Origin of the sequence: Streptomyces sp. NPDC051104, assembly GCF_040682835.1 — a bacterium.
Classification (GTDB): Bacteria; Actinomycetota; Actinomycetes; order Streptomycetales; family Streptomycetaceae; genus Streptomyces; species Streptomyces cynarae.
In genome coordinates this window covers 68,533-92,565 of record NZ_JBFBBS010000005.1, presented here as the reverse complement: position 1 = coordinate 92,565, position 24,033 = coordinate 68,533, and the positions used below count along the sequence as shown (strand labels likewise).

Genomic DNA, 24,033 nt, shown 5'->3' with positions numbered 1-24,033 from the left:
GGTCGGCGTCCGCCCCGGCCCGACCGGGTGGCCGGGCCGGGACTGCGCGTCAGCTGAGGGTCACCTGTCGGTTGGTCAGCCCGCCGCGGGCCCGGCGCTCGTCCGCGGTGAGCGGCGCGTCGGAGGCCAGAGCGGTCGCGAGACGCTCGGCGAACTCGGCCGCCGGCTTCTCCACGTCCTCCGCGCCCATGTCGCTCGGCAGGTCCCAGACCGGCACCGTGAGCCCGTGCGCCCGGAAGGAGCCGACCAGGCGCGTGCCCTCGCCGAGGCTCGACCCGCCGGCCGCGTGCAGCCGCGCGAGAGCGTCCAGAAGCCGCTCCTCGGGATGCGGCATGACCCACCGCAGGTGGTTCTTCTCGGGGGTCTGGCACCAGTACGCGGCGTCCACGCCGGTCAGCCGGACGGTGGGGATCGCCGCGGCGTTGGCCCGCTCCAGGGAGGCGGCCACCTCCGGCGTCGTGTTCTCCGCGTCCGGGACCCAGAACTCGAAGCCGCTGTGCACGACGGGCTCGAAGGGGCCCTCGGGATCCAGCAGGTCCTGCAGGCGCGGCCCGTCGGCGGGCGGCCGGCGGCCCTGGACCGGGGTGCCCGGCTCGGCGGTGAGGGCGCGCTGGAGGGTGTCGGCGAGGTCGCGGCTGATGTCGCCCGACGCCGTGTCGTTCTGCAGGCCGAGCAGGATCGAGCCGTCGTCGCGGCGCAGCGCCGGCCATGCCATCGGCAGCACCGTGGCGAGCGTGACCGAGGGGACACCCTCGGGGAGTTCCTCCCGGAGTTTCAGCTCGACGGTCGCCGCCGGCACCAGCTCGCGCAGCGCGACCCAGTCGCACTCGTCGGGCAGTCCTTCGAACGGGCGCTGCACCAGCTCGGTCACCGCGTGCGCGGCGGCACGGCCGTGGCAGGCCTTGTAGCGGCGGCCGCTGCCGCAGGGGCAGGGCTCCCGGCCGCCGACGACCGGGACGTCCCCATCGGCGCGGGCACCGTCCGTGGGCTGCGGGCGCTTGGCCTGGGTCTGGGGTCGCTTCTTGGCCATCGTGGGTGTCTCCCGGTTACGGCTCGTTTCGTACGGTCGCGAGCCTAGCCGTTCGTACGACGCCCGACGGGATCCTGTGGACAACGCACCGGAGGGTCCACCTGGCGGTACGCGGATCGGGGGGTGGGGAGGGGGCATGCGGTGGTTCGCCGGCGGTCCGTACCTGTGCGCGTCTGCCGGTTCGGGCTGGGCGGGGGTCGGCCTGTGCGGTGCCGGGCGGGGCGGTGCCGGGTGGGCGTGGCTGCCGGGCGGCGCGGCGTCGGTGGACCGGTCGCCGGCGGCCTGAGTCATGGTCGAAGGTGTCCTGGACCGTTCAGTGCTGGGTCGTGGAGCGCGACCCGGACCGGTTCACTCAAGGTCGTCGAACGCCCTCTGGACCGGTTCACTCCTGGTCGTCGTACGCGTCCCCGACCACCTCGGTCCTGGTCGTCGTACGCGTCCCCGACCACCTCAGTCCAGGTCGTCGAACGCGTCCTCGAAGTCCAGGCCCGGTATCTGCGACACGGCCGGTGCCGTGACGCGTGAGGCGAAGTCCTCGCTGCGGCGGGCCGAGTCGGTGTCGTCCTGGACGACGACCCAGACCGTGACCTCGCCGTGGGCGTCGTCCCGTACGCCCCAGTCCTTGGCCAACGCCCTGATGATGTTCAGCCCCCGGCCGCCGTGCGCGGTCACCGAGGGGGTCGCCGGAACCGGACGGGTCGGGCCGCCCCCGTCCGTCACCTCGACCGTGAGCCGTCCGGAGGTGTCGACACGCCATGCGGCGCGCACGTCCCCGTCTGCCGTCAAGCTGTCGCGGAGTGGTCTGCCGTGCCGACACGCGTTGCTGAGCAGTTCCGAAAGGATCAATACAGCATCGTCGATGACCGATTCCGACATGCCACCGGTGCGCAACTGATCACGCATCCGGTGTCTTGCCTCCCCCACGCCCGCAGGACCATGGGGTACGGCCATGCTCGACGACGTGGGCACCTCCTGTGCCACCACCAACGCCACCCCCGAGACCTCCTTCGCCCCACGCCACGGTGTGAATGCCCCGCGTGACCGGGCCGGAAACCGTCCGTACACGGCGAGTGATGCACTCGACCCGGTCGAACACGGAACGAACGCGCCGGTGCACCCGGTGTCATCGCCGTGGCTGGTTTCGCCCTATATAGGGTCCCGGCGGGAGAAACGTTCCGTGGCGGAGGCGACCCCGCTCAGCGACCGAGCCGGTCCAGCACGGCGCGCGGGCGGTTGGTGATGATGGCGTCGACGCCCAGTTCCAGGCAGAGGTCGACGTCCCCCGGCTCGTTCACCGTCCACACGTGCACCTGGTGTCCGGCCCGCTTCAGCCGCTGGATGTACGCCGGGTGAGTGCGCACGATCCGCATCGAGGGCCCCGCGATCCGGACACCGGCCGGCAACCGCCCGTCCCGCAGCCGGGGCGAGAGGAACTGCAGCAGGTACACCGTCGGCAGCGTGGGCGAGGCCGTCCGCACCCGGTGCAGCGACCGCGCCGAGAAGCTCATGATCCGTACCGGCGACTTCTCCGGGGACTCCGGGGCGTCCAGGCCGAACCGCTTCAGCAGGAGCAGCAGCCGCTCCTCGACCTGCCCAGCCCAGCGTGTGGGGTGCTTTGTCTCGACGGCCAGGTCGATGGGCCGCCCGGCGTCGGCGACGAGTTCCAGCAGCCGCTCCAGGGTGAGCACCGAGGTGTCCTCGGGGTCCTGCGGCCGGTGCTCCCAGTCGGGCTCCTCGTCGCTCCTCTTCCACGAGCCGAAGTCCAGCGCGGCGAGCTCGGCGAGTTCCAGGGCGGAGACCGCGCCGCGCCCGTTGGACGTACGGTTGACGCGCCGGTCGTGGACGCAGACGAGGTGTCCGTCCGCGGTCAGCCGGACATCGCACTCGAGGGCGTCGGCACCGTCCTCGATCGCCTTCCTGTATGCGGCGAGGGTGTGCTCGGGGGCGTCCTCGGAGGCCCCGCGGTGGGCGACGACCTGAACCTGGTGCTGTCGTGCGTGGGTCACCGCGTCATCGTCCCACCGTCGAGGGGTACACGTGGGACCCGAGGGCGACGTGACGGAATCGGCGAGGTGTCGGGAATGCAGATTTTTGTTCGCACCGGTCCGATATAAAGGATGGCCACGGACCCACAGCCACCGCTTATGGTGCCCTGACGTCCGGTGGGAAAAGCTGGACGGCGTACAAAGGGACACGCACAGCTGAGAGCGCTCGGCGCCGTGTGGTGTGCGAGTGCGGCCGAGTGCGACCGAGAAGACAGCCGTGGAACGAGGAGAAGAGCTGTGAGCACCGAGAACGAGGGCACTGCGGTACCCCCGGCCCCGTCTGCACCTCCCGTGCCGGTGGACGCTCCCCCTTCCGCGCCGGGCGAGGCCCCCGAACGGCAGGCGCCGTCCGCAGACACCCCGGGCGCGGGGGGCACTCCGCCCGCGGGGGGCGCGCCGTTCGGGCACGGCGCCCCGCAGCCGCCGAGGCCCGAGGGCGCGCCGCAGCCGGAGGGCGCGCCGACCGCGCAGCTCCCGCCGGTGCCGCCGGGTCACCCCGTGGCCTCCTCCGCGCCCGAGTCCGGCTGGCCGCCGCTTCCGCCGGCCACCCCCGCGTACGCGGGCGGCGCCGGTGCGGGCGACCCCTGGGGTGCCCCGTACGAGAACCCCGCCCCGAAGCCCAAGAACAGGCGGGGCGGTCTGGTCGCCGCCATCCTCGTCGCCGCGCTGGTCGCGGGCGGTGTCGGTGGCGGCATCGGTTACCAGCTGGCCAAGGACGACGACTCCAGCGGCTCCACGACGGTCTCCGCGGCCACCAGCGGCGGCGATGTGCGGCACGACAACGGCACGGTCGCCGCCGTGGCCGCCAGGGCGCTGCCGAGCACGGTCACCATCGAGGCCCAGTCCACCAACGGCCAGGGCGGCACCGGCACGGGCTTCGTCTTCGACAAGCAGGGCCACATCATCACCAACAACCACGTGGTCGCCGACGCGGTCGACGGGGGCAAGCTCACGGCGACGTTCCCGAACGGCAAGAAGTACGACGCCGAGGTCATCGGTCACGCGCAGGGCTACGACGTGGCCGTCATCAAGCTCAAGAACGCCCCGTCAGACCTCAAGCCGCTCGCCCTCGGCGATTCGGACAAGGTCGAGGTCGGCGATGCGGCGATCGCCATCGGCGCGCCCTTCGGCCTGTCGAACACGGTGACCTCGGGCATCATCAGCGCCAAGCACCGTCCGGTGGCCTCCAGCGACGGCAGCTCCGGCAGCAAGGCGTCCTACATGAGCGCCCTGCAGACGGACGCCTCGATCAACCCGGGCAACTCCGGCGGTCCCCTTCTGGACGCCCGGGGTGCGGTCATCGGCATCAATTCGGCGATCCAGTCCACGAGCAACGGCGGGTTCGGCAGCAGCGGCCAGTCCGGTTCGATCGGCCTGGGCTTCGCGATCCCGATCGACCAGGCGAAGTACGTCGCCCAGCAGCTGATCGCCACGGGCAAGCCGGTCTACCCGAAGATCGGCGCCTCGGTCTCGCTGGACGACTCCTCCGGCGGCGCGAAGATCACCGACCAGGGCACGGACGGCTCCGCCGCGGTCGAGTCGGGCGGCCCCGCCGACAAGGCGGGCCTCAAGCCGGGCGATGTGATCACCAAGCTGGACGACATGGTGATCGACAGTGGCCCGACCCTGATCGGCGAGATCTGGACCCACAAGCCCGGCGACAAGGTGACGATCACCTACCAGCGTGGCGGCAGGACCCACACGGTGGAAGTGACCCTGGGCTCCCGCGTCGGTGACAACTGAGCCGCACGGTGAGCCAGGTGGCACGGACGAGCACCGCCCCGGACCGGTAGGCTGGTCCCGCCCCGACCCCAGGCGGACCGGGGCGAGGTGGGTTGCCCGAGCGGCCTAAGGGAACGGTCTTGAAAACCGTCGTGGCGCAAGCCACCGTGGGTTCAAATCCCACACCCACCGCTTCGCAGGTCAGAGGCTTCCAGGTCAGAAGGGGTGCCACTCTCCGGAGCGGCACCCCTTCCGCATGCACCCTGTCTCACCCTGATTCGGCGGTATCCCACCCGGCCAGCGCGTGCGGCCGACCAGCGGCCGGGATTCACGGCTCCTCGGTCCCGAGGTGCGATCTTGGATTCTGTGCCTCGGGGCGCGCCGGCGGCGCGGTCCAGGCGGGCCGAACGCGCGGCCGGACGGGCCCATTAGGCTTGGGCGCTTCGACGGGCGGGTCGCCCGCCGCCCGCGGGGGGACGGCACTCGTGCGGCTTCCCCGCACCACCACACCCAAGGACGGCAACCGAGTGTCTTTCTTCACCATCGGCCACCGCGGTGTCATGGCCGCCGAGCCGGAGAACACCCTGCGCTCCTTCCTGCGGGCCGAGCGCGAGGGGCTGGACGGCATCGAACTGGACCTGCACCTGAGCAAGGACGGCGAGCTGGTCGTCATGCACGACGAGACCCTGGACCGCACGACGGACGGTTCGGGTCCTATCGCCGGCCAGAAGCTGCGGAAGCTCAAGGAGCTCGACGCCGGCCTCGGCGAGTGCATCCCCACGTTCGGGGAGGTGCTGGACGCCGTGGGGCCGACGCTGCCGATCCAGGCGGAGATCAAGGACGTGGCCGCCGCCCGGTCGCTGGCCAAGGTGCTCACCGACCGCGACCTGCTGGACCGGGTCTCGGTGCTGTCGTTCCACGACGTGGCGCTGATCGAGATCCACAACCTGCTGCCACAGGCCCGTACCGTGCTGGTGGCGGGCCCCAGCGCGCATCGCGACACCTTCGTCGGCCGCGCCCAGAAGGTCGGTTCCACCCTGGTGAGCGTGGAGCTGCGCCAGCTGAACCGGGCCATCGTGGAGAAGTGCGGCGCCGCCGGCATCGACGTGATGGCCTGGACCGTCAACGACGAGCGCGACCTGGCGCTGGCCCGGGCGCTCGGCCTGGTGGGCTGCGTGACCGACCAGCCCGGCATGAAGCGGCTCGTCGAGGCCACGGCCTGACTCGCGGTGGACCCGGACCGAACCGGCCACCCGTGCAGTCGAACGAGGGTACGAACGCCGTGGTCGCAGTCGCCCGCGCGGGGGGAACCGGAACCACGGCGCGTCCGCCGGCGTCAGGCCGGCGGCTTGACCAGCTGGCGGCGGAGGCGGAGGCCGACGCGGACGCCGACACCTCGAACGCCGGGTCGTCGCGAAGCGGCAGGCCGAACCGCTCGTCGCCGTGGGGGAACGGGGACAGTTCGCCGGTGCGGACGTAACCGCGCCGTACGTATGACGATCTTAGAACGAAGTGTGCACAAGCGGTGTGGAAATCGATCATTCGATGGTAAGAACAGCCACTTGGTCTTCACGTTTTGCGCCGCGCTTGTGCCCACGCGCCTGTGCCCACTCCGGGCGCGAATACCAGAGGAGGTCCCGGTTTGGCCGGGTTTTTCGCGCCCGCACGCCGCGGCCGCCACCGCGACCGGCGACGCAGATGGCTCTCCGCCATCGCCGCCGTGGCCGGGGCGGCACTGATAGGTACGACGATCGGTCTGGCAGTACAGTCGGCCCAGGCCGACCAGACCACCCAGGGCGTCGACAACTTGCGCACCAACTGGGACCAGAACGAAGCCGGGCTCTCCCCGGCGGTCGTCCAGTCCTCCGCTTTCGGCCGGCTCTTCGCCACCAAATTGGACGGGCAGATATACGCCCAGCCGCTGGTGCTGGGCGATCAGGTGATAGCGGTCACCGAGAGCAACACCGTGTACGGCCTCGACCGCACCACCGGTGCGATCAAGTGGAGCAAGAACTACGGACCGGCGTGGCCGGCCTCCGCGATCGGCTGCGGTGACCTGGTGCCCAACGTGGGGGCGACGGCGACACCCGTCTACGATCCGGCCACCAACGCCCTCTACTTCACCACCAAGGTCGACGACGGAACCTCCACTCACCGCCACCCGAAGTGGCTGATGCACGCGGTGGACCCGGCCTCCGGAACCGAGCTCCCGGGGTGGCCGGTCACCATCAGCGGGAGCCCCGTCAACGACCCGAGCGCCGGCTTCGACGCCTACTACGAGCAGCAGCGCCCCGGCCTGCTGCTGATGGACGGTGTCGTCTACGCGGGCTTCGGCGGCCACTGCGACGCATGGCCGTACCGCGGCTACGTGGTCGGCGTCAGCACCACCGAACACAGCATCACCTCGATGTGGGCCACGGTCACCGGTAACGGCATGGGCGGCGCCGGCATCTGGCAGTCGGGCGGCGGCCTGGTCTCCGACGGTTCCGGCCGGATCTTCTTCAGCACCGGAAACGGCATCAGCCCGGCTCCCGGGCCCGGCAGGACCGTGCAGGGAACCCTGGCCGAGTCCGTCGTCCGCCTCCAGGTCAACGCGGACAACAGCCTCAGCACGGCCGACTTCTTCAGCCCGAGTGACGCCTCGACCCTGGACCTGAACGACCAGGACATCTCCTCCGGCGCCCCGATGGCGCTGCCGGACGGCTTCGGCACCAGCGAACACCCCCATCTGCTGGTCCAGCAGGGCAAGGACGGCCGGGTGTTCCTGCTCGACCGCGACAACCTCGGTGGCATGGGCCAGGGAGCCTCGGGCGGCGACGCCGCGGTGAGCGTGTCCGGCCCCTACCAGGGGATGTGGGGGCATCCCGCGTTCTGGGGCGGCGACGGCGGCTATGTCTATGTCGTCGGCAACTACGGACCGCTGCGGGCACTCAAGTACGGCGTGCGCAACGGCGGCACGCCCGCGCTCACCCTCACCGGCCAGAGCCAGGACACCTTCGGCTACACCAGCGGCTCTCCCGTCGTCACATCCAACGGCACGGACGACTCCAGTGCCCTGGTGTGGATGGTCTCCGCGAGCAACGCCTCCGGGGCCGACGGCACCCTGCGCGCCTACAGCCCCACCCCCGACGGCAACGGCCTGCTGCAGTTGCTGTGGTCCGCCCCGATCGGCACGGCGACGAAGTTCAGCACTCCGACCACCGGCGACGGCAAGGTGTACGTCGGCACCCGGGACGGCGTGCTCTACGGTTTCGGCAGCCCGGCCAGGACCGCCCTGACCGCGGCCTCTCTCGACTTCGGCCAGGTCGGCCTGGGCACCAGCAGCTCGGCCGCCATGAAGCTGACAGCCACGCAGGACGTCAGCATCACCGGGCTCAGGGCCTCCGGCGCGTTCTCGGTCGACCCGTCCGCCGTGCCCACGGCCGAGCAGCCCACGGCGCTGGCGACGGATGTCACCCTGGATGTGCCGATCAGCTTCACTCCCACGACCACCGGCGGCATCAACGGCACACTCACCGCGAATCTGTCGGACGGCCAGAAGCTGGTCTTCGCACTCCATGGCGTCGGCACCAGGCCCGGTCTCGGGGCGGCGCCGGGAGCCGTGGACTTCGGGGACGTGCCCACCGGCAGCACCTCGACGCTGAACGTGCAGATCACCAACACCGGTACCGAGGCGGAGACGATCGACTCGATCGACTCGCCCACCGGCTCGTTCGTCGCCTCGGGTCTGCCGAGCGCGGGCACGGTCGTGCCGGCCGGTGGTTCGTTCGTGCTCTCGGTCACCTACACGCCGGTCGGCGGCCAGGACGACAGCGACGCGCTCGTGATCAGCAGCAGCAGTGGCGGCGAGGCGCACACTCTGAGCGTGCCGGTCAACGGAACCGCGATCACGGGCCAGGGGCACCTGGAGTTCTCCACGAGCTCGCTCGACTTCGGTTCGGTCCCGATCGGCAGCTCGAAATCGCTCTCCTTCACCATCACCAACACCGGCAACATCCCGGTGACGGTGACCAAGGCCAAGGCGCCGACGGGTGACTTCAACAGCCCGATGCAGCTGTCCGAGGGCCTGGTCATCGGTCCCGAACAGACCGCCGTGCAGAGCGTGACGTTCACTCCGCGTTCGGCCGCGGACCTGAGCGCCTCCTACGAGGTCACCGGGACCGGGGTCGACGCGAACGGCAGCGCCCAGGGTGCCATGTACGTGTCGGTCAAGGGCACCGGCACCGGCACCGCCACGACCACGTCGGCCAAGGACGGGCTGTGGCAGGCCAACGGCTCGGCGGTGGCCGCCGACGACGGCAGCGTCCAGCTGACCCCGGCCACCAGCAACAAGGCGGGCACGGCGGTGTACACCAAGCCGCTGCGCACCGACGGCCTGCGGGCCACCTTCACCGCGAAGTTCGGTCCTGGTACCGGCGGAAACGGCATGACGCTCGCGCTCCTCGACCCCGCCCAGAACTCCGCCTCGGCACTGGGCGCGGCCGGCGGCGGCCTCGGTATCGCGGGGCGGCCGGGCGCGGTGATCGCGCTCGACACCGGCTGGAACAACACGCTCCAGACACAGAACTTCGCGGGTGTCGGCTCCAGTTCGGCCGGCTCCTCGGCGATCGACTACCAGTCGGTGGCCAAACTCAGCACCTCCCTGCGCCAGGGCACGCACCAGGTGGACGTCCAGGTGGACGCCGGCCATGTGTACGTCTGGATCGACGGGACGCAGGTACTGGACGCGACACCGACGCTGACGTCCAGCGCACTCGTCGCCTTCTCCGGCGCCACGGGAGATGGCGCCGACACGCAGACGGTGAGCGGCCTGGTCGTCAGCGAGGCGGCGCCCCCGGCACCGCAGCCCAAGGCGGCGACCTCGCTCAACCTCACGGCGCCGAGCACGGGCGTCCCGGGCCGGCAGTTGACCGCCGGCGGCACGCTGACGTCGACCGCGGCGCTTGCCCCGGGTCAGCTCGTGCACCTCACGCGGAACGGAGCGGCACTGCGCGATGTGACGACGGCTGCGGACGGCTCCTTCACCTTCAGCGACACTCCGCCGGCGGCGGGCACGTACACCTACGCCGCAAGCTACGCGGGCGACGAGACCCACGAGGCGGCGAGCACCGCGGGCCTCGTCCAGGTGTCCAGGCTGACCACATCGGTCACTCTGACGGCTCCGGCCACTGCCACCCGCACGCGCGCGCTGACCGTGTCCGGCAAGCTCTCCGGCTCGCCCTTCACCGCTGGTCAGGTCGTCAAGGTGACGAAGACCGACCTCGCCCACCCGTCCGGCGCCGCACTCGCCGACGCGAAGGTCGCCGCGGACGGTTCGTTCACGTTCACGGACACCCCGCAGATCGGCGGCGCCAACACCTACAAGGTGGCCTACAGCGGCGATGTCTCACACACGGCGGGCAGCCGCACCGCCACCGTCCAGGTGTCCCGGGCCGCCACGTCCCTGACCATCGCCACCGACCACTCGACGTACAAGTACGGCCAGTACGCGAAGGTCACCGCCCACCTGGGTACGACCTACAACCTGCGTACGGTGGCGATCTACGCCCATCCGTACGGCGGCAAGACGGTCCTGGTGAAGTCGGGCACGGTGGACTCCCACGGCAACGTGACGGCGTACTACAAACTCGCCCACAACACCACGTTCGTCGCGGAGTTCGCCGGCGACTACCGGTACGCCCCGAAGACCGTCGCCGGCAGCGTGCACACGTACGTGGCGATCTCGGAGAAACTGTCCGGTTACTACACGAGCACGTACTACGGCAGCACCCTCTACCGCGTGTACCACCACACCGCCAAGGAGCAACTCGCCGTCGCCGTCACACCCAACAAGGCCGGCCAGTGCGTTGTCTTCCGCGTGCAGCGGTACTACAGCGGCGCCTGGCACACACAGTCCACCACTCCCTGCTCCTCCCTGAGTTCCACCAGCACCGGCCGCCAGCAGATGTCCCTGACCAAGGCCGTGAACAGCAGGTTCCGCGTGGCTGCGGAGTATGTCCACAGCAGCAAGGACAACACCAACCTCACCACCTGGGGCGCCTGGCAGTACTTCACCGTCAGGCAGTGAGCGGCGACTTGGACCCGGCTGGAAGCCCCGCCCTCGCACAGTGCGAGGGCGGGGCTTCCCCTTGTCGTCAGGCGTGCGGCGATCGGGGTGCACCTTTGACCACCACCTCGAACCGTCTCAGGGCCGCTGCGCCGTCATCCGTGCCGCCGACGCCAGGGTCGAGCGGGCCTCGCGTGGGGTGAGGCCCGTGCGGATCGCCGCGTCGAGGAGGGCGGGGGCCAGGTCGGGGCCGAAGCCGTTCTCGTAGGCCCGGCAGGCGGCCCAGAACAGGCGGGTGTTGCGCTGGCCCTCGTGCGCCGCGAGGACGAACTGGACCAGCCCCTGGCCGTGCCGGCCCGCCGACGAGGGTGTGGCGTGGCGCGGGCGCGGTGGGGGCACGAGCAGGCGCAGCAGGGCGGATGGGCAGGGTGCGGGCGGCAGCCGGGCGGTGCCCGGTGCCGTGCTGTACACGCCGTGGTCGGTGCGCGAGCCGGGGCCGACCAGGTAGCCGCCGGCGCCCCGGACGTCGATACCGGGGGCGAGGCGGCTCGCCGAGTTCGGTACGACGACGTCCGGTGGGCCGCTCAGCCACAGGTGGCGGCCGCCGCTCGGGGTGATCACGACCACCGTCGCAGGGATCGTGAACAGGTGGCGCAGGGCGAGTTCGCGCAGGGCCGCTGAGGAGTCCGTGCCGGACTTGGTGTCGAGGTCGACGCCGATCAGGTGGTGGGGGTGCAGACCGCAGGCGATGCCGTAGCCGGTGGCCCAGGGCGCGGCGGCGAACAGCTCGCGGATGCGGCGGGGGTCGGTCGTGGCGTCGTACACCCCGTGTCCGAAACGGCCGCATGCGCCGTGGCAGACGGGTGCCGTCGGGTCGGGGTCGTCGCGGTGCGGGGAACGCAGGGCCGGCAGTTTCGTACGGGACAGCGGGATCACCGCCAGCCCGCGCTCCGCGGCGGACAGGGCGTGGGCCAGGGCCAGGGTGGTGGCCTGCCGGTCGGTGGTGGCCATGGCCCTATGTTCGTACCTATGTTCGAAAATGGGAAGGGGGAGGGGCGGTTCTCCGGCAGTTCTCCAGGCGGTCTCCGGAAGGCGGTCGGGCGGCCTCCAGGGGCGGTGAGCCGGTAGGCGGATTTCCGGGGCGGTGAGCTGGTGGGCGGTCTTCCGGGGCGGTCAGTTCTGGTGCGCCTGCCAAAAGGCGCGCAGCGCGGTGACGAGCGCCCCGGGCGCCTCCTCGGCCATGTGGTGCCCGCTGTCGATCGGGCCGCCCTCCAGCCGGTCGCCCGCCCAGTCGCGCCAGACGCCGAGCACGTCGCCATAGAGTTCGACCATGTCGTCGCGGGTGGCCCAGAGCACCTGCAGCGGGCAGGCGACGCGCCGGCCGGCCCGTCGGTCGGCGTCGTCGTGCTCCCGGTCGACGCCGAGTCCGGCCCGGTAGTCCTCGCACATGGCGTGCACGGTGGCCGGATCGTGGATGGCGCGGTGGTAGTCCTCGTACGCCTCGGCGCCCATCTGCTCGCGAGTGGCCCTGTACCAGGCGTCGGGGTCCGCGTTGATGACCCGCTCGGCGGGCTTGTCGGTCTGTCCCAGGAAGAACCAGTGCCACCAGCTCGCGGCGAACGCCGCGTCGCAGCGTCCCAGCGCCTCCCCGACGGGGACCGCGTCCAGCACGCTCAGCGCGGAGACCGCCTCCGGATGGTCCAGGGCGAGGCGGGTGGCCACGTACGCGCCGCGGTCGTGGCCCACGACGGTGAAACGCTCGTGTCCGAGGCCCCGCATCACCGCCAGGCAGTCCCGGGCCATGGCGCGCTTGGAGTACGGACGGTGCTCCGGGTCGGTCGGGGGCTTGGAGGACCGGCCGTAGCCCCGCAGGTCCGGGCAGACCAGGGTGTGGCCGGCCGCGGCCAGCAGCGGAGCGACCCGGTGCCAGGTCGCGTGGGTACGCGGATGGCCGTGCAGGAGCAGCACGGCCGGACCGCTGCCGCCGTACCGCACCAGCAGCCTGGCCCCGTCCCCCTCGCGCCGCGTCAGTTCGAAACCGTCGAACATCCGACCCCCTCCGCTCCGGCCGTCGCGTCCCGGCTGCCCCGGAAGGCTCCCTTCACGCAATCGGTGCCCTGAAGAGTTCGGTCGCAGAAGACGGCGGCGGCCTTGACGGCCCGCCGAGACCTGACAGGCAGTCAGAAGCTCTTGGACCCAGGCGCCATGAGATCCGGGAGGCCCGCAACGATGCGGCTCGAGGAGGACTTCGCCGCGCGGCTGAAGGCGTACGAGGGCCGGCCGTCACCGCGGGCGTCGGCAAGGACCCGGTCAACGCGCCGATGATCCGGCACTGGTGCGAGGCGCTGGGTGACGCCAACCCCGCGTACACCGGCCCGGACGCCATCGCCCCGCCCACCAAGTTCCAGGTGTGGACGATGAGCGGCCTCTCCGGCCTCGCGGGGCGCACACAGGTGTACGACGAGCTGTTGGCCCTGCTCGACGAGGCGGGTTGCACCTCCGGCGTCGCCACCGACTGCGAACAGGACTACCTGCGGCCGCTGCGGCCCGGTGACGAGGTCACGTTCGACGCGGTCATCGAGTCGGTCTCGGACCAAAAGCGCACGAAGCTCGGCACGGGGTAGCGGCGCGGGCCGGGCGGGCCGTTCGCCCCGGTACGGTTGCCGTACGCGCGAGGCTCGCCTGCTCCTCCCGTAGTCATCCCTCAGGGGTGAACCCTCAGGCGTTCGTGCCTGCTCGTCCACCTTCAGGAGGTGGGGGCAGCCCCCCGCCTACAACCTGAGGGGGAGGCGTCTTCGGGACCTGGGGCCGATCCGCCGCAAGGGGCGCGATCCTAGCGTGGAGCCATGACCTCACCCGTCTGCACCAGCGCTTCGGATGCCGCCACGCCGGCGAGGCAGACCCTTCCGTTCCCGTCGTTCTCGTCGTATGTGAAGGCCCGTCAGCCGGTGCTGCTGCGCACCGCCCGGTCGCTCACCGCCAACGCCAGCGACGCGGAGGACCTGCTGCAGACCGCGCTGACCAAGACGTACGTCGCCTGGGACCGGATCGAGGACCACCGCGCGCTCGACGGATACGTGCGCCGCGCGCTGCTGAACACGCGGACCTCGCAGTGGCGCAAGCGCAAGGTGGACGAGTTCGTCTGCGACGAGCTGCCCGAGCCGGAGGGCCTGCCCGCCGCGGACCCGGCCGAGGAGCAGGCGCTGCACGACGCCATGTGGCGCGCGATCATGAAACTGCCCGCACGCCAGCGGGCGATGGTCGTCCTGCGCTACTACGAGGACCTGAGCGAGGCCCAGACGGCCGAGGTGCTCGGTGTCTCCATCGGCACGGTGAAGTCGGCGGTGTCCCGCGCCCTGGGCAAGCTCCGCGAGGATCCCGAACTCGCACCGGTGCGCTGAGCGCCGGTGGCCGGTGGCCGGTGGCCGGTGGCCGGTGGCGGGTGGCCGGTGGCGGGTGGCCGGTGGCTTCGATGGCCGGTGGCTTCGATGGCCGGTGGCTTCGATGGCCGATCGCCGGTGGCGGGTGGCCGATGCCCCATGCCCAGTCTTGATCGATCATCCCGGTGCCTAGTGACATACCGATCGGTATGTGCGCAGAATCAGCGCGACCCCCTACTGCCGCGTAGGCAATGACGCCCGGGAGGACTCCGTGCTGAGCACCATGCAGGACGTACCGCTGACCGTCACGCGCATCCTTGAGCATGGAGCGCTGGTGCACGGGACGTCCCGGATCACCACCTGGACCGGCGAGGGCGAGCCGCAGCGCCGCAGCTTCGCCGAGGCGGGCATCCGCGCCGTGCAGCTCGCAGCCGCTCTCCGCGACGACCTCGGCGTCCGGGACGACGACCGCGTCGCGACCCTCATGTGGAACAACGCCGAGCATGTCGAGGCCTACTTCGCGATCCCCTCCATGGGCGCGGTCCTGCACACGCTCAACCTCCGCCTGCCCGCCGAGCAGCTGGTGTGGATCGCCAACCACGCCGCCGACCGCGTGATCATCGTCAACGGCTCGCTGCTCCCGCTGCTCGCGCCGCTGCTCCCGAAGCTGCCGACGGTCGAGCACGTCGTCGTGTCGGGCCCCGGTGACCGTTCCCTCCTCGACGGTGCACGCGCCCAGGTGCACGAGTACGAGGAGCTGATCGCGGGCAAGCCCACGACGTTCGACTGGCCCGAGATCGACGAACGCCAGGCCGCCGCCATGTGCTACACCTCCGGCACCACCGGCGACCCGAAGGGAGTCGTCTACTCCCACCGCTCGATCTACCTGCACTCCATGCAGGTCAACATGGCCCAGTCGATGGGGCTGACCGACCGGGACACCTCGCTCGTCGTGGTCCCGCAGTTCCACGTCAACGCCTGGGGCCTGCCGCACGCCACCTTCATGACCGGCGTCAACATGCTGATGCCGGACCGCTTCCTGCAACCCGCTCCCCTCGCCGAGATGATCGAGAAGGAGCGGCCAACGCACGCCGCCGCCGTCCCCACCATCTGGCAGGGCCTGCTCGCCGAGCTCAGCTCCAGGCCCCGTGACGTCTCCTCCCTCACCCAGGTCACCATCGGCGGCTCCGCCTGCCCGCCCTCCCTCATGGAGGCCTTCGACAAGCTCGGCATGCGGGTCTGCCACGCCTGGGGCATGACCGAGACGTCTCCGCTGGGTACGGTGGCCCGGCCGCCCGCCCACGCCGTCGGCACGGACGAGGAGTTCACCTACCGGCTCACCCAGGGCCGCTTCCCCGCCGGGGTCGAGGCCCGCCTCACCGGCCCCGGCGGCCGGCGGCTCCCCTGGGACGGCGAGTCCGCGGGCGAACTGGAGGTGCGCGGCCCGTGGATCGCGGGGGCCTACTACAACGGTCCGGACGCCGAACCCCTGCGCCCCGCCGACAAGTTCAGCGAGGACGGCTGGCTCAAGACCGGTGATGTCGGCACCATCAGCCCCGAGGGCTTCCTCACCCTCACCGACCGTGCCAAGGACGTCATCAAGTCCGGCGGCGAGTGGATCTCGTCGGTGGACCTGGAGAACGCCCTGATGGCCCACCCGGACGTCGCCGAGGCCGCCGTCGTCGCGGTCCCGGACGAGAAGTGGGGCGAACGGCCGCTGGCCACCGTGGTGCTGAAGGAGGGCGCCACGGCCGACTTCGCAGTCCTCCGCTCCTTCCTCGCCGATGAGCGCGGGATTGCCAAGTGGCAGCTGCCCGAGCGCTGGACGATCATCGAGGCGGTACCCAAGACGAGCGTCGGCAAGTTCGACAAGAAGGTACTGCGGCGGCAGTACGCGGAGGGTGAGCTGGACGTCACGCGGATCTGACGTCGGACGTACGGTGGTCAGGGCGCTGTTTCACGTGAAACAGCGCCCTGTGCCGACTATGGCCTGAGCGACCTCAGTTGGTACCGATGCGTGCCAACAGATCCACGATCCGGTCCTGCACTTCGGTGCTGGTCGAGCGTTCCGCCAGGAACAGGACCGTCTCGCCCGAGACCAGCCGCGGCAGGTCGGCGGGGTCCACGGCGGCGGTGTAGACGACCAGGGGGGTGCGGTTGAGCAGGTTGTTCGCGCGCAGCCAGTCGACGACCCCGGCCTGGCGGCGGTGCACCTGCATCAGGTCCATCACCACCAGGTTCGGCCGCATCTGCGCCGCCAGGGTGACCGCGTCCGCGTCCGACGCGGCCCGCGCGACCTGCATACCGCGCCGCTCCAGCGTGGCCGTGAGCGCGAGGGCGATCTCCGCGTGCTCCTCGATGAGCAGCACGCGCGGCGGGTGCTGCTCGGAGTCGCGCGGGGCGAGCGCCTTCAGCAGGACGGCCGGGTCGGCGCCGTACGCCGCCTCCCGTGTCGCCTGCCCGAGCCCCGCCGTGACCATGACGGGGACCTCCGCGGCCACCGCGGCCTGGCGCAGCGACTGAAGCGCGGTGCGCGTGATCGGGCCCGTGAGCGGGTCGACGAAGAGCGCCGCCGGGAACGCGGCGATCTGCGCGTCGACCTCCTCACGGGAGTTGACGACGACGGGCCGGTAGCCGCGGTCGCTGAGCGCCTGCTGGGTCGTGACGTCCGGCGCGGGCCACACGAGCAGCCGGCGCGGGTTGTCGAGCGGCTCCGGGGGCAGCTCGTCGTCCATCGGCTGCAGCTGAGGCTGGTCGGCGACCTCCACGGCACCGCCGGGACCGTCGAGCGGCTCGGGACCTTCGTCAGCGTTCTCGTCCGGGGCCCCTATGGCGTACGACCGTCCGGCGCCCTCGGTGGCCGGGGCCAGGCGGGACTGCCCGGCCAGGGACGGCTGGGGCGGGATCGGAGCCGAGACGGGCTGCGAGTGCGGGCGGGCGGTCGCCTCCGGGCGCTCACCGGCCGGCTCGGGAGGCGTGCCGAGCTTGCGGCGGCGGCCGGAACCGTTGGATGCGTGCGGGGGAGGCGTCGGCGCCGTGGGGCGGGGCGGGACCCCGGCCTGCGTCGCCTGGCGTGCGAAGGGCACCCCCTGACCGAGCGTGCGCACGCTGATCGCGCGGCCCTGTGAGTGGGAGTCGGCGGGGGCGGCCGACCCCGCGGGCAGCGGCTGGGCTGCGCGCGGCTGGGGCGTGCGCTGCTGCTCCGGCGGCAGCGGCGTGCCTGCGGACGGGGTGGTCCCCGGCGCCTGCGGTACGGGCATGGCGACGCCGGTGTCACCGGAACCGGGCCAGGGCTGGGGCTGCTGCTGTGCCGGGTGCGGGGGCACCGGGGTGCCGGGAGCGGGCTGGGAGACCTGCGGGGGCACGGCGGTGCCCGGGGCGGGCCGGGAAGCCTGCGGGGGCACCGGGATGCCGGGGGCCGGCTGGTGGGCGGCCTGCGGAGGCACCGGGGCGCCGGCGGTCGGGGCGGCTGCCGTGGGCGCAGCTGCCGGCGTCGCCTGCGGGCCGGGCTGGGGCCGTGGCTGCGCCGCGGGCCGGGGTGCGACGGGGGGCCGGCCCGGCTGGCCCGCGACCGGCTGGGCGGGCATGGCGGCGGGGACCGGCTGAGCCGGGGCCATGGGCTGCCCCGGGGCCACCACCGGTCGGCCCGGGGCCATGCGCACCGGCTGGACGGCGGGGCCGGGCTGGGCCGGGACCGGCTGACCGGGCGCCGCCTGGGCCGGCAGCGGCCCGCCGGGCAGCGCCGGTCCGCCCCGCGCGGCCGGAGCGGTCGGTGCTCCCTGCGCCGGAACGGGCTGCGGGCCCCGCTGCCCGGGAGCGCCTTCGGCAGGGGCGCCGGGCGTCATCTGCGCGGGCACGCCCTGAGGCGGTGTCCCGGTGGCGGAGGCGCCGTCCGGGGCCGGCTGCGGCTGCCCGGGCTCGGTGGCCGGGCGGGCGCGGCGGCGGCCTGTGGGCGCGGACACCGGGTGCGGCTGCGGCGGCGTGTGCTCTTCGGCGGCGTCGTGCGGCACGGCGTCATGGCGGCCCTCGTCGGCGGGGACGGCAGCGGCCGTGCTCTGCTCCGGCGTGCGGTCCGCCTCGGCGGGCGGCAGCGCGAACACCGTGCGGGGAGCGGCTTCCGCGGCGGCGGCACGCTCGTTCGCGGCAGCCAGGGCACGCCGGCGGCGTCCGGTGGGCGCGGGTGCTTCGCCGGGGGACGGCGTACCGGAGGTGGCGGGCAGCGCGGGCGGCAGCGCCTGCTGCTCGGTGTCCCGGCGGGCCCGGCGGCCCGAGGGCGCGGGCACGCCCTGCGGCGGCACGGTTCCGCCGAGTCCGGTGGCCGCGGCGGGGGCTCCCGCGGCGTGCTCGGCGGCGGTCACCACCGAGCCCTCGGCCACACCCTCGGCGAGGTTCGGCCGACCGCGCCGGCGTCCCGTACCGCCGGCGGCTTCGGCACCGTCGCCGCCGGTCGCCTGCGCCGGCACCGCTTCGACGGCGGGTTCCTGCGCCGCACGTCGCCGACGCCGCCCGGTGGGCGCCACGGCCGTGTCGGACGGGGCGGGCGTGGAGTCGCCGACCTCGCTCTCCAGGAACGCGTCCACGGACGGTCGGCGAGCGCGCCGCCGACCGCCCTGCTGCTCACCCTGCTCGGGCAGCGCGATCTCGGTCCCGGGCCCCTCCGCCGGGGTCTCGGCCGCGGGCTCCGCCGGGGCCGCCGCGAGCGCGCCCGCGCCGCCGCCGAGCGGCACTTCGAGCACGTACGCGCTGCCGCTCATGCCCGGTACCTCGTGAGTCTGCAGCACACCGCCGTGCGCGCGCACGATGCCGCCGACGATCGGCTGGTGCACCGGGTCTCCCCCGGTGTACGGGCCGCGCACCTCGATCCGTACGACCTCGCCGCGCTGCGCGGCCGCCACGACGACGGTGTTGTCCATGTAACCGCCCGCGGAGACCGGGGCGTTGCCCGTGGAGTCGACACCCGCCACGTCCGCGATCAGATGCGCCAGCGCCTGCGCGAGCCGCTGCGGGTCGACCTCGGCCTCGATGGGCGGAGCGTGCACCGCGAACTGGACCCGGCCGGGCCCGATCAGTTCGACGGCGCCGTCGACACCGGCGGCGACCACCGCGTCGAGCATGACGGCCGTCCGTACGAGGTCGTCGTCGCCGGCGTCGAGCCGCTGGTAGCCGAGGACGTTGTCGATGAGTGTGGTGATGCGCGAGTAACCGGCCGCGAGGTGGTGGAGCACCTGGTTGGCCTCCGGCCACAGCTGACCGGCGTCGTCAGCGGCGAGCTTGGACAGCTCACCGCGCAGTTCGTCGAGGGGGCCGCGCAGCGACTGGCCGAGCACCGCGAGCAGTTGGTCGTGCCGGGCGGTCAGCGCCTCGTAGCGGTCCTTCTCGCGCTCGCCGAGGGCGGCGTAGCGCTCCTCGCCGGCCGCGATCTCCTCCGCGTGCCGCTCCCGCAGCTCGGCGAGCTCGGCGGCATGCTCCTCGCGCAGCCGCTCCAGCTCCTCCCGGTGCTCCTTGGCGACGCGCTCCAGCTCCTCCCGGTGCTGCTTGGCGGCCTCGTCCTTCTCCGCGACGAGCGTGTCGAACGGCCGCCGGTCGGTGAACGTCATCACGGCGCCGACGATCTGGTCGCCGTCGCGCACCGGCGAGGTCGTCAGGTCGACCGGCACCTTGTCCCCGGGCTTCGACCACAGCACCTGCCCCCGCACCCGGTGCTTGCGCCCGGAGCGCAGGGTGTCGTACAGCGGCGACTCCGTGTACGGGAAGGGGGAGCCGTCGTCGCGGGAGTGCAGGACGAGGGTGTGCAGCTCCTTGCCGCCGAGGTCGCTGGCCCGGTAGCCGAGGATCTGGGCGGCGGCCGGGTTGACGAGCACGATCCGCCCGTCGGTGTCCGTGCCCACCACGCCCTCGGCCGCGGCACGCAGGATCATCTCGGTCTGCCGCTGCGAGCGGGCGAGTTCGGCCTCGGTGTCGACGGTGCCGGACAGGTCGCGGACGACCAGCATCAGCAGTTCGTCGCCGGTGTAGCCGTAGCCGTCGTAGGCCTGCCGGCCGTCCTCCAGGTTGGCGCTCGTGACCTCGACGGGGAACTCGCTGCCGTCCGTGCGCCGGGCGATCATCCGGGTGGGCTTGGTCTGTCCGCGCGGGTCGAGGGAGTCGGGGCGCCGCATGGAGCCGGGGATCAGCCGCGAGTCGAACTGCGGCAGCAGATCGAGCAGCCCGCGCCCGACGAGCGCGGTCCCGGGTGTCTCGAAGGTCTCCAGGGCGATGGTGTTGGCATTGACGACCGTGCCGTTGGCGTTGACCAGCACCAATGCGTCGGGGAGCGCGTCCAGTATGGCAGCGAGGCGAGCAGCCCCTCGGGATGGCCTGCTGCTCACGAGACGCTTCCTCCCTGTTACCGCACCTTGCTGACCGCGAGGGCCATCTTGCCAACCGGCCCGCAGCGTGTCACGCGAGGGAGTCTACGGGCAGTCCTGGCGCCCGCGGCGCCGGATGAGAGGGAGGTCGCACGCGGAAGTGACGCAGAACCTGTGACCGCGCAGGTAGCCGTGCGCGGGGGGTCCGGCACCGTCGCTCGCTACGAACGAACGTTCGGCAGGAGCGGCATCAGCGCGTCCCAGCGGGCGATCCGGCACCCGTCCCCGCGGTCGAACCACGCGTCGACCGGCCGCCCGGCCCACCTTCCGCTGACGTGCGCGGTGGCGGGCCCGCCGTACTGCAAGGTGCAGTGCCTGTCCGGCGGCACCGGGGCGAAGGGGTCCCGCCCCCAGACGGTCCGCCGCTCGAGCACGGCGCACGCGCGGCCGGCGGCGGGGTGGGTGCCGCCTGCCGGATGGCACCGCAGCACGTAGGCCCCGTCGGCGCCCCCGGTATGGCGGACGGTGACGAGGAGCCGGTCACCGTGAGGGGCCGGGCGCTGACCGTGCGCGTGCGCGGGACCGGCCGCGGCGGTGAGAGGGAGAAGCGCGAGGGCCCCGAGGAGGAGAGGGCGGCGGCGAAGGCGGAAGTGGTCCATGCACTGCCTAACGGCAGCGGAGCGGAGCGGTTGCGGAGTGTGCCGGCGAATGCCGCGAAGGGTCACGTCCGGGGAATCGGCGACGTCCATGGGCACTGGTGGTGGGCGATACGACCCAATGGGGCCCGTTGCAGCCCAGTGCTTTGCCCTGCGGGCTTTCCGCCTAGTACCGTGGGAGCCGATTGGTGACACCCCGCTTGGCTGTGTCATCATCTGCACGCACCACTCGCGCTCGCGCGTGAGCGGTTGTGCTGGAGGCGTCGCCTAGTCCGGTCTATGGCGCCGCACTGCTAATGCGGTTTGGGCCTTAAAGCCCATCGAGGGTTCAAATCCCTCCGCCTCCGCGCTCGATCACCGAAGCCCCGGTCCCCGCGACCGGGGCTTCGCTGTTTCCGGGGCAGGCGCCGGGAGCCGCTCCCGCCCCGCTCCCCGCCCCGTCCCCGGAGCCGCCCCGGGATCCACCCGGCAGGGCGTTTCCGCAGGTCACAAGGGGTAGGGCAAACGGATTTCACATGGCGGCGGCAGTCATGTAATGTTCTTCCTGTCGCCGCGAGCGGGCTGGAAGGGCCGGGAGCGGAGACGAAAACAGAACAAGCACTCGTAGCTTAACGGATAGAGCATCTGACTACGGATCAGAAGGTTGCAGGTTCGAATCCTGCCGAGTGCGCACAGGTGAGGGGCCCCGGAGCGATCCGGGGCCTCTTGCGTTTAAGCGGAATCCCAGCATGTGATCCCACGCCCACAGACGCCGGTCGGGGTACAGCTCATCGAGGTCACGGCATGCGGTGATCAGACGCCGGGCGTGGTCGGGACGCCGTGGCGGTCGAGTTCGGCGAGTTCGCCGATGCGGCGGTCCAGGGTGCCGGTGTTCTCCGCCGCTTTGGTGGCGTGCTTGGCCGCGTAGGAAGCCACGGCCTGTTCGGTGATGTCCGAGCCGTCACCGAACGCCTTCACGGGGCGGATGTCGAGCTGTCGGCCCCACTGGAAGGTGCGAGCCGGTTGGTCCCCAGCAGCGGGCACGCTCACGCTGCTGTACGAGTGCGCGGCAGCCGCGCGGATGTCCCCAGTACTGCTCACCGACAGCGCCGACAAACTCCCCGAGGCCGTCGAGGCCTACTACAAGCAGGTGGCGCCCACATACCTGACCACCCCGGCCGAAGGCCCCTACAACATGACGTACGTCATCGGCGACTGGAAGCAGCTCTCCTGGCCGCTGCAGGCACACGTCGACTACATCTCCGAGATGAGCAACCGACGTGTCTGGAACCAGTCCACCGGAGGACGCTCCAGCGACTCCGGACAACCCTGATCAACGGTCCGCGCCTGGCTGCCACAGCCCAGGCCTGCCGCGGCGCCCGCCGCTTCTCGCTGGGCCCGAACGCAGAACAACGCCTGCACCACCGCCTCGCGAACCACTAAACCTCCGGCACCTGCACCCACGAAAGCGTCGATGCCGGTCTCGCCACACCCGAAGCATTTGCTCGCGAGGCCGCTGCCTACGCCGAGGCGGGCTGCGACGAACTCATCCTCTTCCCCCACGGCGGCGGACTGGAGCAGGTAAACCTGCTCGCCGACGCGGTCGGACCGTGACCGCCCGCCGGGATCGAAGCACAGCAACCTCCGCGACCATGGCCGACCCTGCCCAACCTCAGACACCCGACTGACCAGCCGACCCCAGCCCCATCGAGCACCGGGGGCTGAAGTGCTCATCAACGGTCTGCCGTTGTCCAGCTGAACGGAATGTCGCTGCCTGGTCATGTCGCCCGTCCGTATGCACGGGGCGACCGTCGGCGGGACGGCTGCTGGGCCGTGCGAGTGACCAGTCCGGTGGCGCCCGCACCGTCCAACGTCTGGCCGCACAAGATATCTCATTGGCTGCATATCCCCTGAAGGGACTCGTGGACCGTGACCACCTCGATCATCGTCGGAGGAAGCGGCGCGCTGGGACGCGTTCTGGCACAGCGATACGCCAACCGCGGCGACAACGTCATCATCACCAGCCGCACCAGGGAACGCGCCGATACCGTGGCCGCCCACATCGCCGACAAGGTCCGGGGTCTGGCCGTTGACCTGTCGCGGCCGGAGACCATCGGCGGAGCGCTCGTCGATGTAGGGGACGTCGACAACCTGGTCATCACCGGCGTCTCAGAGGGTTTCAACGCCCTCGCGGACTTCGACATCGCCAAGGCCGTGGAGGCCGTGACCATCAAGCTGGTTGGTTATACGGAGACCGTGCGCGTCCTGCGCGACCGGTTCACCCCCGGCGCGTCGGTCGTCCTCTTCGGCGGCCTGGCCAAAGAGCGCCCCTACCCCGGCTCCACCATCGTGACCGCCATCAACTCGGGTGTCACCGGACTGGTGAAGACTCTCGCCGTGGAGATCGCGCCTCATCGTGTCAACGCGATCCATCCGGGCGTGGTGGGTGACAGTCCGAGGTGGCGCGACGTGCCCGACCACCCCCACGTACCGCGTACCCCCATTGGTCGCTTGGTGACGATGGCGGAGGTCGCTGACGCCACCGACTTCCTCCTCCGCAACACCGGCGTCAACGCCCAGGACTTGTTCGTCGACGGAGGACTGCGCGTCACGTGACACGACTGCCCTACCCCGATGAGGTGTAGAAGCCGGACGCAAAAGGCCCCGGGCCGTATGAGGTCACCCGACGCCGAGCAACGCGCGCTTGGAGGGAAGGTTCTGGACGGGAGAGCAGAAGCCCTCTGGGATCATCCCAGAGGGCTTCTGACGTCAGCCGATGACATCAGCGCAGTCGGAACCGGGTCTCAGCCGTCGGCGTCCGACTCCGC

General features: G+C 71.9%; 16 protein-coding genes, 3 tRNA genes and 1 pseudogene. 12 read left to right on the top strand and 8 right to left on the bottom strand.

What is annotated here, in order from left to right; genetic code table 11:
• Positions 1-49: 49 nt before the first annotated feature.
• On the bottom strand, positions 50-1,030 hold the full coding sequence (locus tag AB0N14_RS10220; protein WP_366025222.1) for a DUF5926 family protein: 981 nt from the start codon (positions 1,028-1,030) through the stop codon (positions 50-52).
• A gap of 136 nt (positions 1,031-1,166) precedes the next feature.
• On the opposite strand from AB0N14_RS10220, the gene AB0N14_RS10215 reads away from it, so the two are divergent.
• Entirely contained in the window at positions 1,167-1,316 is a 150-nt protein-coding gene (locus tag AB0N14_RS10215) for a hypothetical protein (protein ID WP_366025221.1), read from the top strand.
• Between the two features lie 164 nt (positions 1,317-1,480).
• On the opposite strand, the gene AB0N14_RS10210 is transcribed toward AB0N14_RS10215, so the two are convergent.
• Both AB0N14_RS10210 and AB0N14_RS10205 read right to left on the bottom strand, forming a co-directional pair.
• Positions 1,481-2,023: an ATP-binding protein gene (locus AB0N14_RS10210; protein ID WP_366025220.1), complete on the bottom strand. Its 543-nt coding sequence runs from the start codon at positions 2,021-2,023 to the stop codon at positions 1,481-1,483.
• A gap of 203 nt (positions 2,024-2,226) precedes the next feature.
• Positions 2,227-3,036 (bottom strand): glycerophosphodiester phosphodiesterase, encoded by an 810-nt coding sequence (locus tag AB0N14_RS10205; protein ID WP_366025219.1) that lies wholly within the window; start codon positions 3,034-3,036, stop codon positions 2,227-2,229.
• 276 nt (positions 3,037-3,312) lie between these two features.
• Between AB0N14_RS10205 and AB0N14_RS10200 the strand changes: the two genes are divergently transcribed.
• From AB0N14_RS10200 to AB0N14_RS10185, 4 genes are all read left to right on the top strand, one after another.
• Positions 3,313-4,818, top strand: a complete 1,506-nt coding sequence (locus tag AB0N14_RS10200; protein WP_366025218.1) for a trypsin-like peptidase domain-containing protein — start codon at positions 3,313-3,315, stop codon at positions 4,816-4,818.
• Positions 4,819-4,904: 86 nt separating this feature from the next.
• Positions 4,905-4,989 (top strand) — tRNA-Ser (locus AB0N14_RS10195).
• A gap of 335 nt (positions 4,990-5,324) precedes the next feature.
• Positions 5,325-6,020, top strand: coding sequence for a glycerophosphodiester phosphodiesterase family protein (locus tag AB0N14_RS10190; RefSeq protein WP_366025217.1), 696 nt, complete (start codon positions 5,325-5,327; stop codon positions 6,018-6,020).
• Positions 6,021-6,439: 419 nt separating this feature from the next.
• Positions 6,440-10,864 carry a choice-of-anchor D domain-containing protein gene (locus AB0N14_RS10185; protein ID WP_366025216.1) on the top strand — a complete coding sequence of 1,475 codons (4,425 nt, stop codon included), beginning with the start codon at positions 6,440-6,442 and terminating at the stop codon, positions 10,862-10,864.
• A gap of 117 nt (positions 10,865-10,981) precedes the next feature.
• On the opposite strand, the gene AB0N14_RS10180 is transcribed toward AB0N14_RS10185, so the two are convergent.
• Together AB0N14_RS10180 and AB0N14_RS10175 are read right to left on the bottom strand one after the other, a co-directional pair.
• On the bottom strand, positions 10,982-11,854 hold the full coding sequence (locus tag AB0N14_RS10180) for a bifunctional DNA primase/polymerase (protein WP_366025215.1): 873 nt from the start codon (positions 11,852-11,854) through the stop codon (positions 10,982-10,984).
• Between the two features lie 162 nt (positions 11,855-12,016).
• The gene (locus AB0N14_RS10175) at positions 12,017-12,892 is read right to left on the bottom strand and encodes an alpha/beta hydrolase (protein ID WP_366025214.1); all 876 of its coding nucleotides are present in this window, start codon (positions 12,890-12,892) and stop codon (positions 12,017-12,019) included.
• A gap of 272 nt (positions 12,893-13,164) precedes the next feature.
• Between AB0N14_RS10175 and AB0N14_RS10170 the strand changes: the two genes are divergently transcribed.
• From AB0N14_RS10170 to AB0N14_RS10160, 3 genes are all read left to right on the top strand, one after another.
• On the top strand, positions 13,165-13,467 hold the full coding sequence (locus AB0N14_RS10170) for a MaoC family dehydratase N-terminal domain-containing protein (RefSeq protein WP_366025212.1): 303 nt from the start codon (positions 13,165-13,167) through the stop codon (positions 13,465-13,467).
• A 222-nt stretch (positions 13,468-13,689) separates the two neighbouring features.
• Positions 13,690-14,244: a SigE family RNA polymerase sigma factor gene (locus AB0N14_RS10165; protein ID WP_263230842.1), complete on the top strand. Its 555-nt coding sequence runs from the start codon at positions 13,690-13,692 to the stop codon at positions 14,242-14,244.
• Between the two features lie 250 nt (positions 14,245-14,494).
• The gene (locus AB0N14_RS10160; protein ID WP_366025211.1) at positions 14,495-16,150 is read left to right on the top strand and encodes a long-chain fatty acid--CoA ligase; all 1,656 of its coding nucleotides are present in this window, start codon (positions 14,495-14,497) and stop codon (positions 16,148-16,150) included.
• 73 nt (positions 16,151-16,223) lie between these two features.
• Here AB0N14_RS10160 and AB0N14_RS10155 read toward each other — a convergent pair whose 3' ends face one another.
• Both AB0N14_RS10155 and AB0N14_RS10150 read right to left on the bottom strand, forming a co-directional pair.
• Entirely contained in the window at positions 16,224-20,591 is a 4,368-nt protein-coding gene (locus tag AB0N14_RS10155; RefSeq protein ID WP_366025210.1) for a PAS domain-containing protein, read from the bottom strand.
• Between the two features lie 200 nt (positions 20,592-20,791).
• Positions 20,792-21,229 carry an SSI family serine proteinase inhibitor gene (locus tag AB0N14_RS10150; protein ID WP_366025209.1) on the bottom strand — a complete coding sequence of 146 codons (438 nt, stop codon included), beginning with the start codon at positions 21,227-21,229 and terminating at the stop codon, positions 20,792-20,794.
• A 253-nt stretch (positions 21,230-21,482) separates the two neighbouring features.
• Between AB0N14_RS10150 and AB0N14_RS10145 the strand changes: the two genes are divergently transcribed.
• Together AB0N14_RS10145 and AB0N14_RS10140 are read left to right on the top strand one after the other, a co-directional pair.
• Positions 21,483-21,573, top strand: a tRNA-Ser gene (locus AB0N14_RS10145).
• A 250-nt stretch (positions 21,574-21,823) separates the two neighbouring features.
• Positions 21,824-21,896, top strand: a tRNA-Arg gene (locus tag AB0N14_RS10140).
• Positions 21,897-21,941: 45 nt separating this feature from the next.
• Here AB0N14_RS10140 and AB0N14_RS10135 read toward each other — a convergent pair.
• Positions 21,942-22,288, bottom strand: a pseudogene (locus AB0N14_RS10135) (replication initiator); the annotation flags it as partial.
• On the opposite strand from AB0N14_RS10135, the gene AB0N14_RS10130 reads away from it, so the two are divergent.
• Both AB0N14_RS10130 and AB0N14_RS10125 read left to right on the top strand, forming a co-directional pair.
• Complete coding sequence (locus AB0N14_RS10130; protein WP_366025405.1) at positions 22,287-22,538, top strand: hypothetical protein; 252 nt, start codon at positions 22,287-22,289, stop codon at positions 22,536-22,538. The pseudogene AB0N14_RS10135 and the gene AB0N14_RS10130 sit on opposite strands and share 2 nt — an antisense overlap.
• A 596-nt stretch (positions 22,539-23,134) precedes the next feature.
• Positions 23,135-23,821, top strand: a complete 687-nt coding sequence (locus AB0N14_RS10125; protein ID WP_366025208.1) for an SDR family oxidoreductase — start codon at positions 23,135-23,137, stop codon at positions 23,819-23,821.
• Positions 23,822-24,033: the final 212 nt, after the last annotated feature.

What these genes read in the sequence shown, in the direction of transcription:
- AB0N14_RS10220 (WP_366025222.1), bottom strand. Translation starts at nt 1,030, where the DNA reads ATGGCCAAGAAGCGACCCCAGACCCAGGCCAAGCGCCCGCAGCCCACG.
- AB0N14_RS10215 (WP_366025221.1), top strand. Translation starts at nt 1,167, where the DNA reads ATGCGGTGGTTCGCCGGCGGTCCGTACCTGTGCGCGTCTGCCGGTTCG.
- AB0N14_RS10180 (WP_366025215.1), bottom strand. Translation starts at nt 11,854, where the DNA reads ATGGCCACCACCGACCGGCAGGCCACCACCCTGGCCCTGGCCCACGCC.
- AB0N14_RS10175 (WP_366025214.1), bottom strand. Translation starts at nt 12,892, where the DNA reads ATGTTCGACGGTTTCGAACTGACGCGGCGCGAGGGGGACGGGGCCAGG.
- AB0N14_RS10170 (WP_366025212.1), top strand. Translation starts at nt 13,165, where the DNA reads ATGATCCGGCACTGGTGCGAGGCGCTGGGTGACGCCAACCCCGCGTAC.
- AB0N14_RS10165 (WP_263230842.1), top strand. Translation starts at nt 13,690, where the DNA reads ATGACCTCACCCGTCTGCACCAGCGCTTCGGATGCCGCCACGCCGGCG.
- AB0N14_RS10150 (WP_366025209.1), bottom strand. Translation starts at nt 21,229, where the DNA reads ATGGACCACTTCCGCCTTCGCCGCCGCCCTCTCCTCCTCGGGGCCCTC.
- AB0N14_RS10130 (WP_366025405.1), top strand. Translation starts at nt 22,287, where the DNA reads ATGTCCCCAGTACTGCTCACCGACAGCGCCGACAAACTCCCCGAGGCC.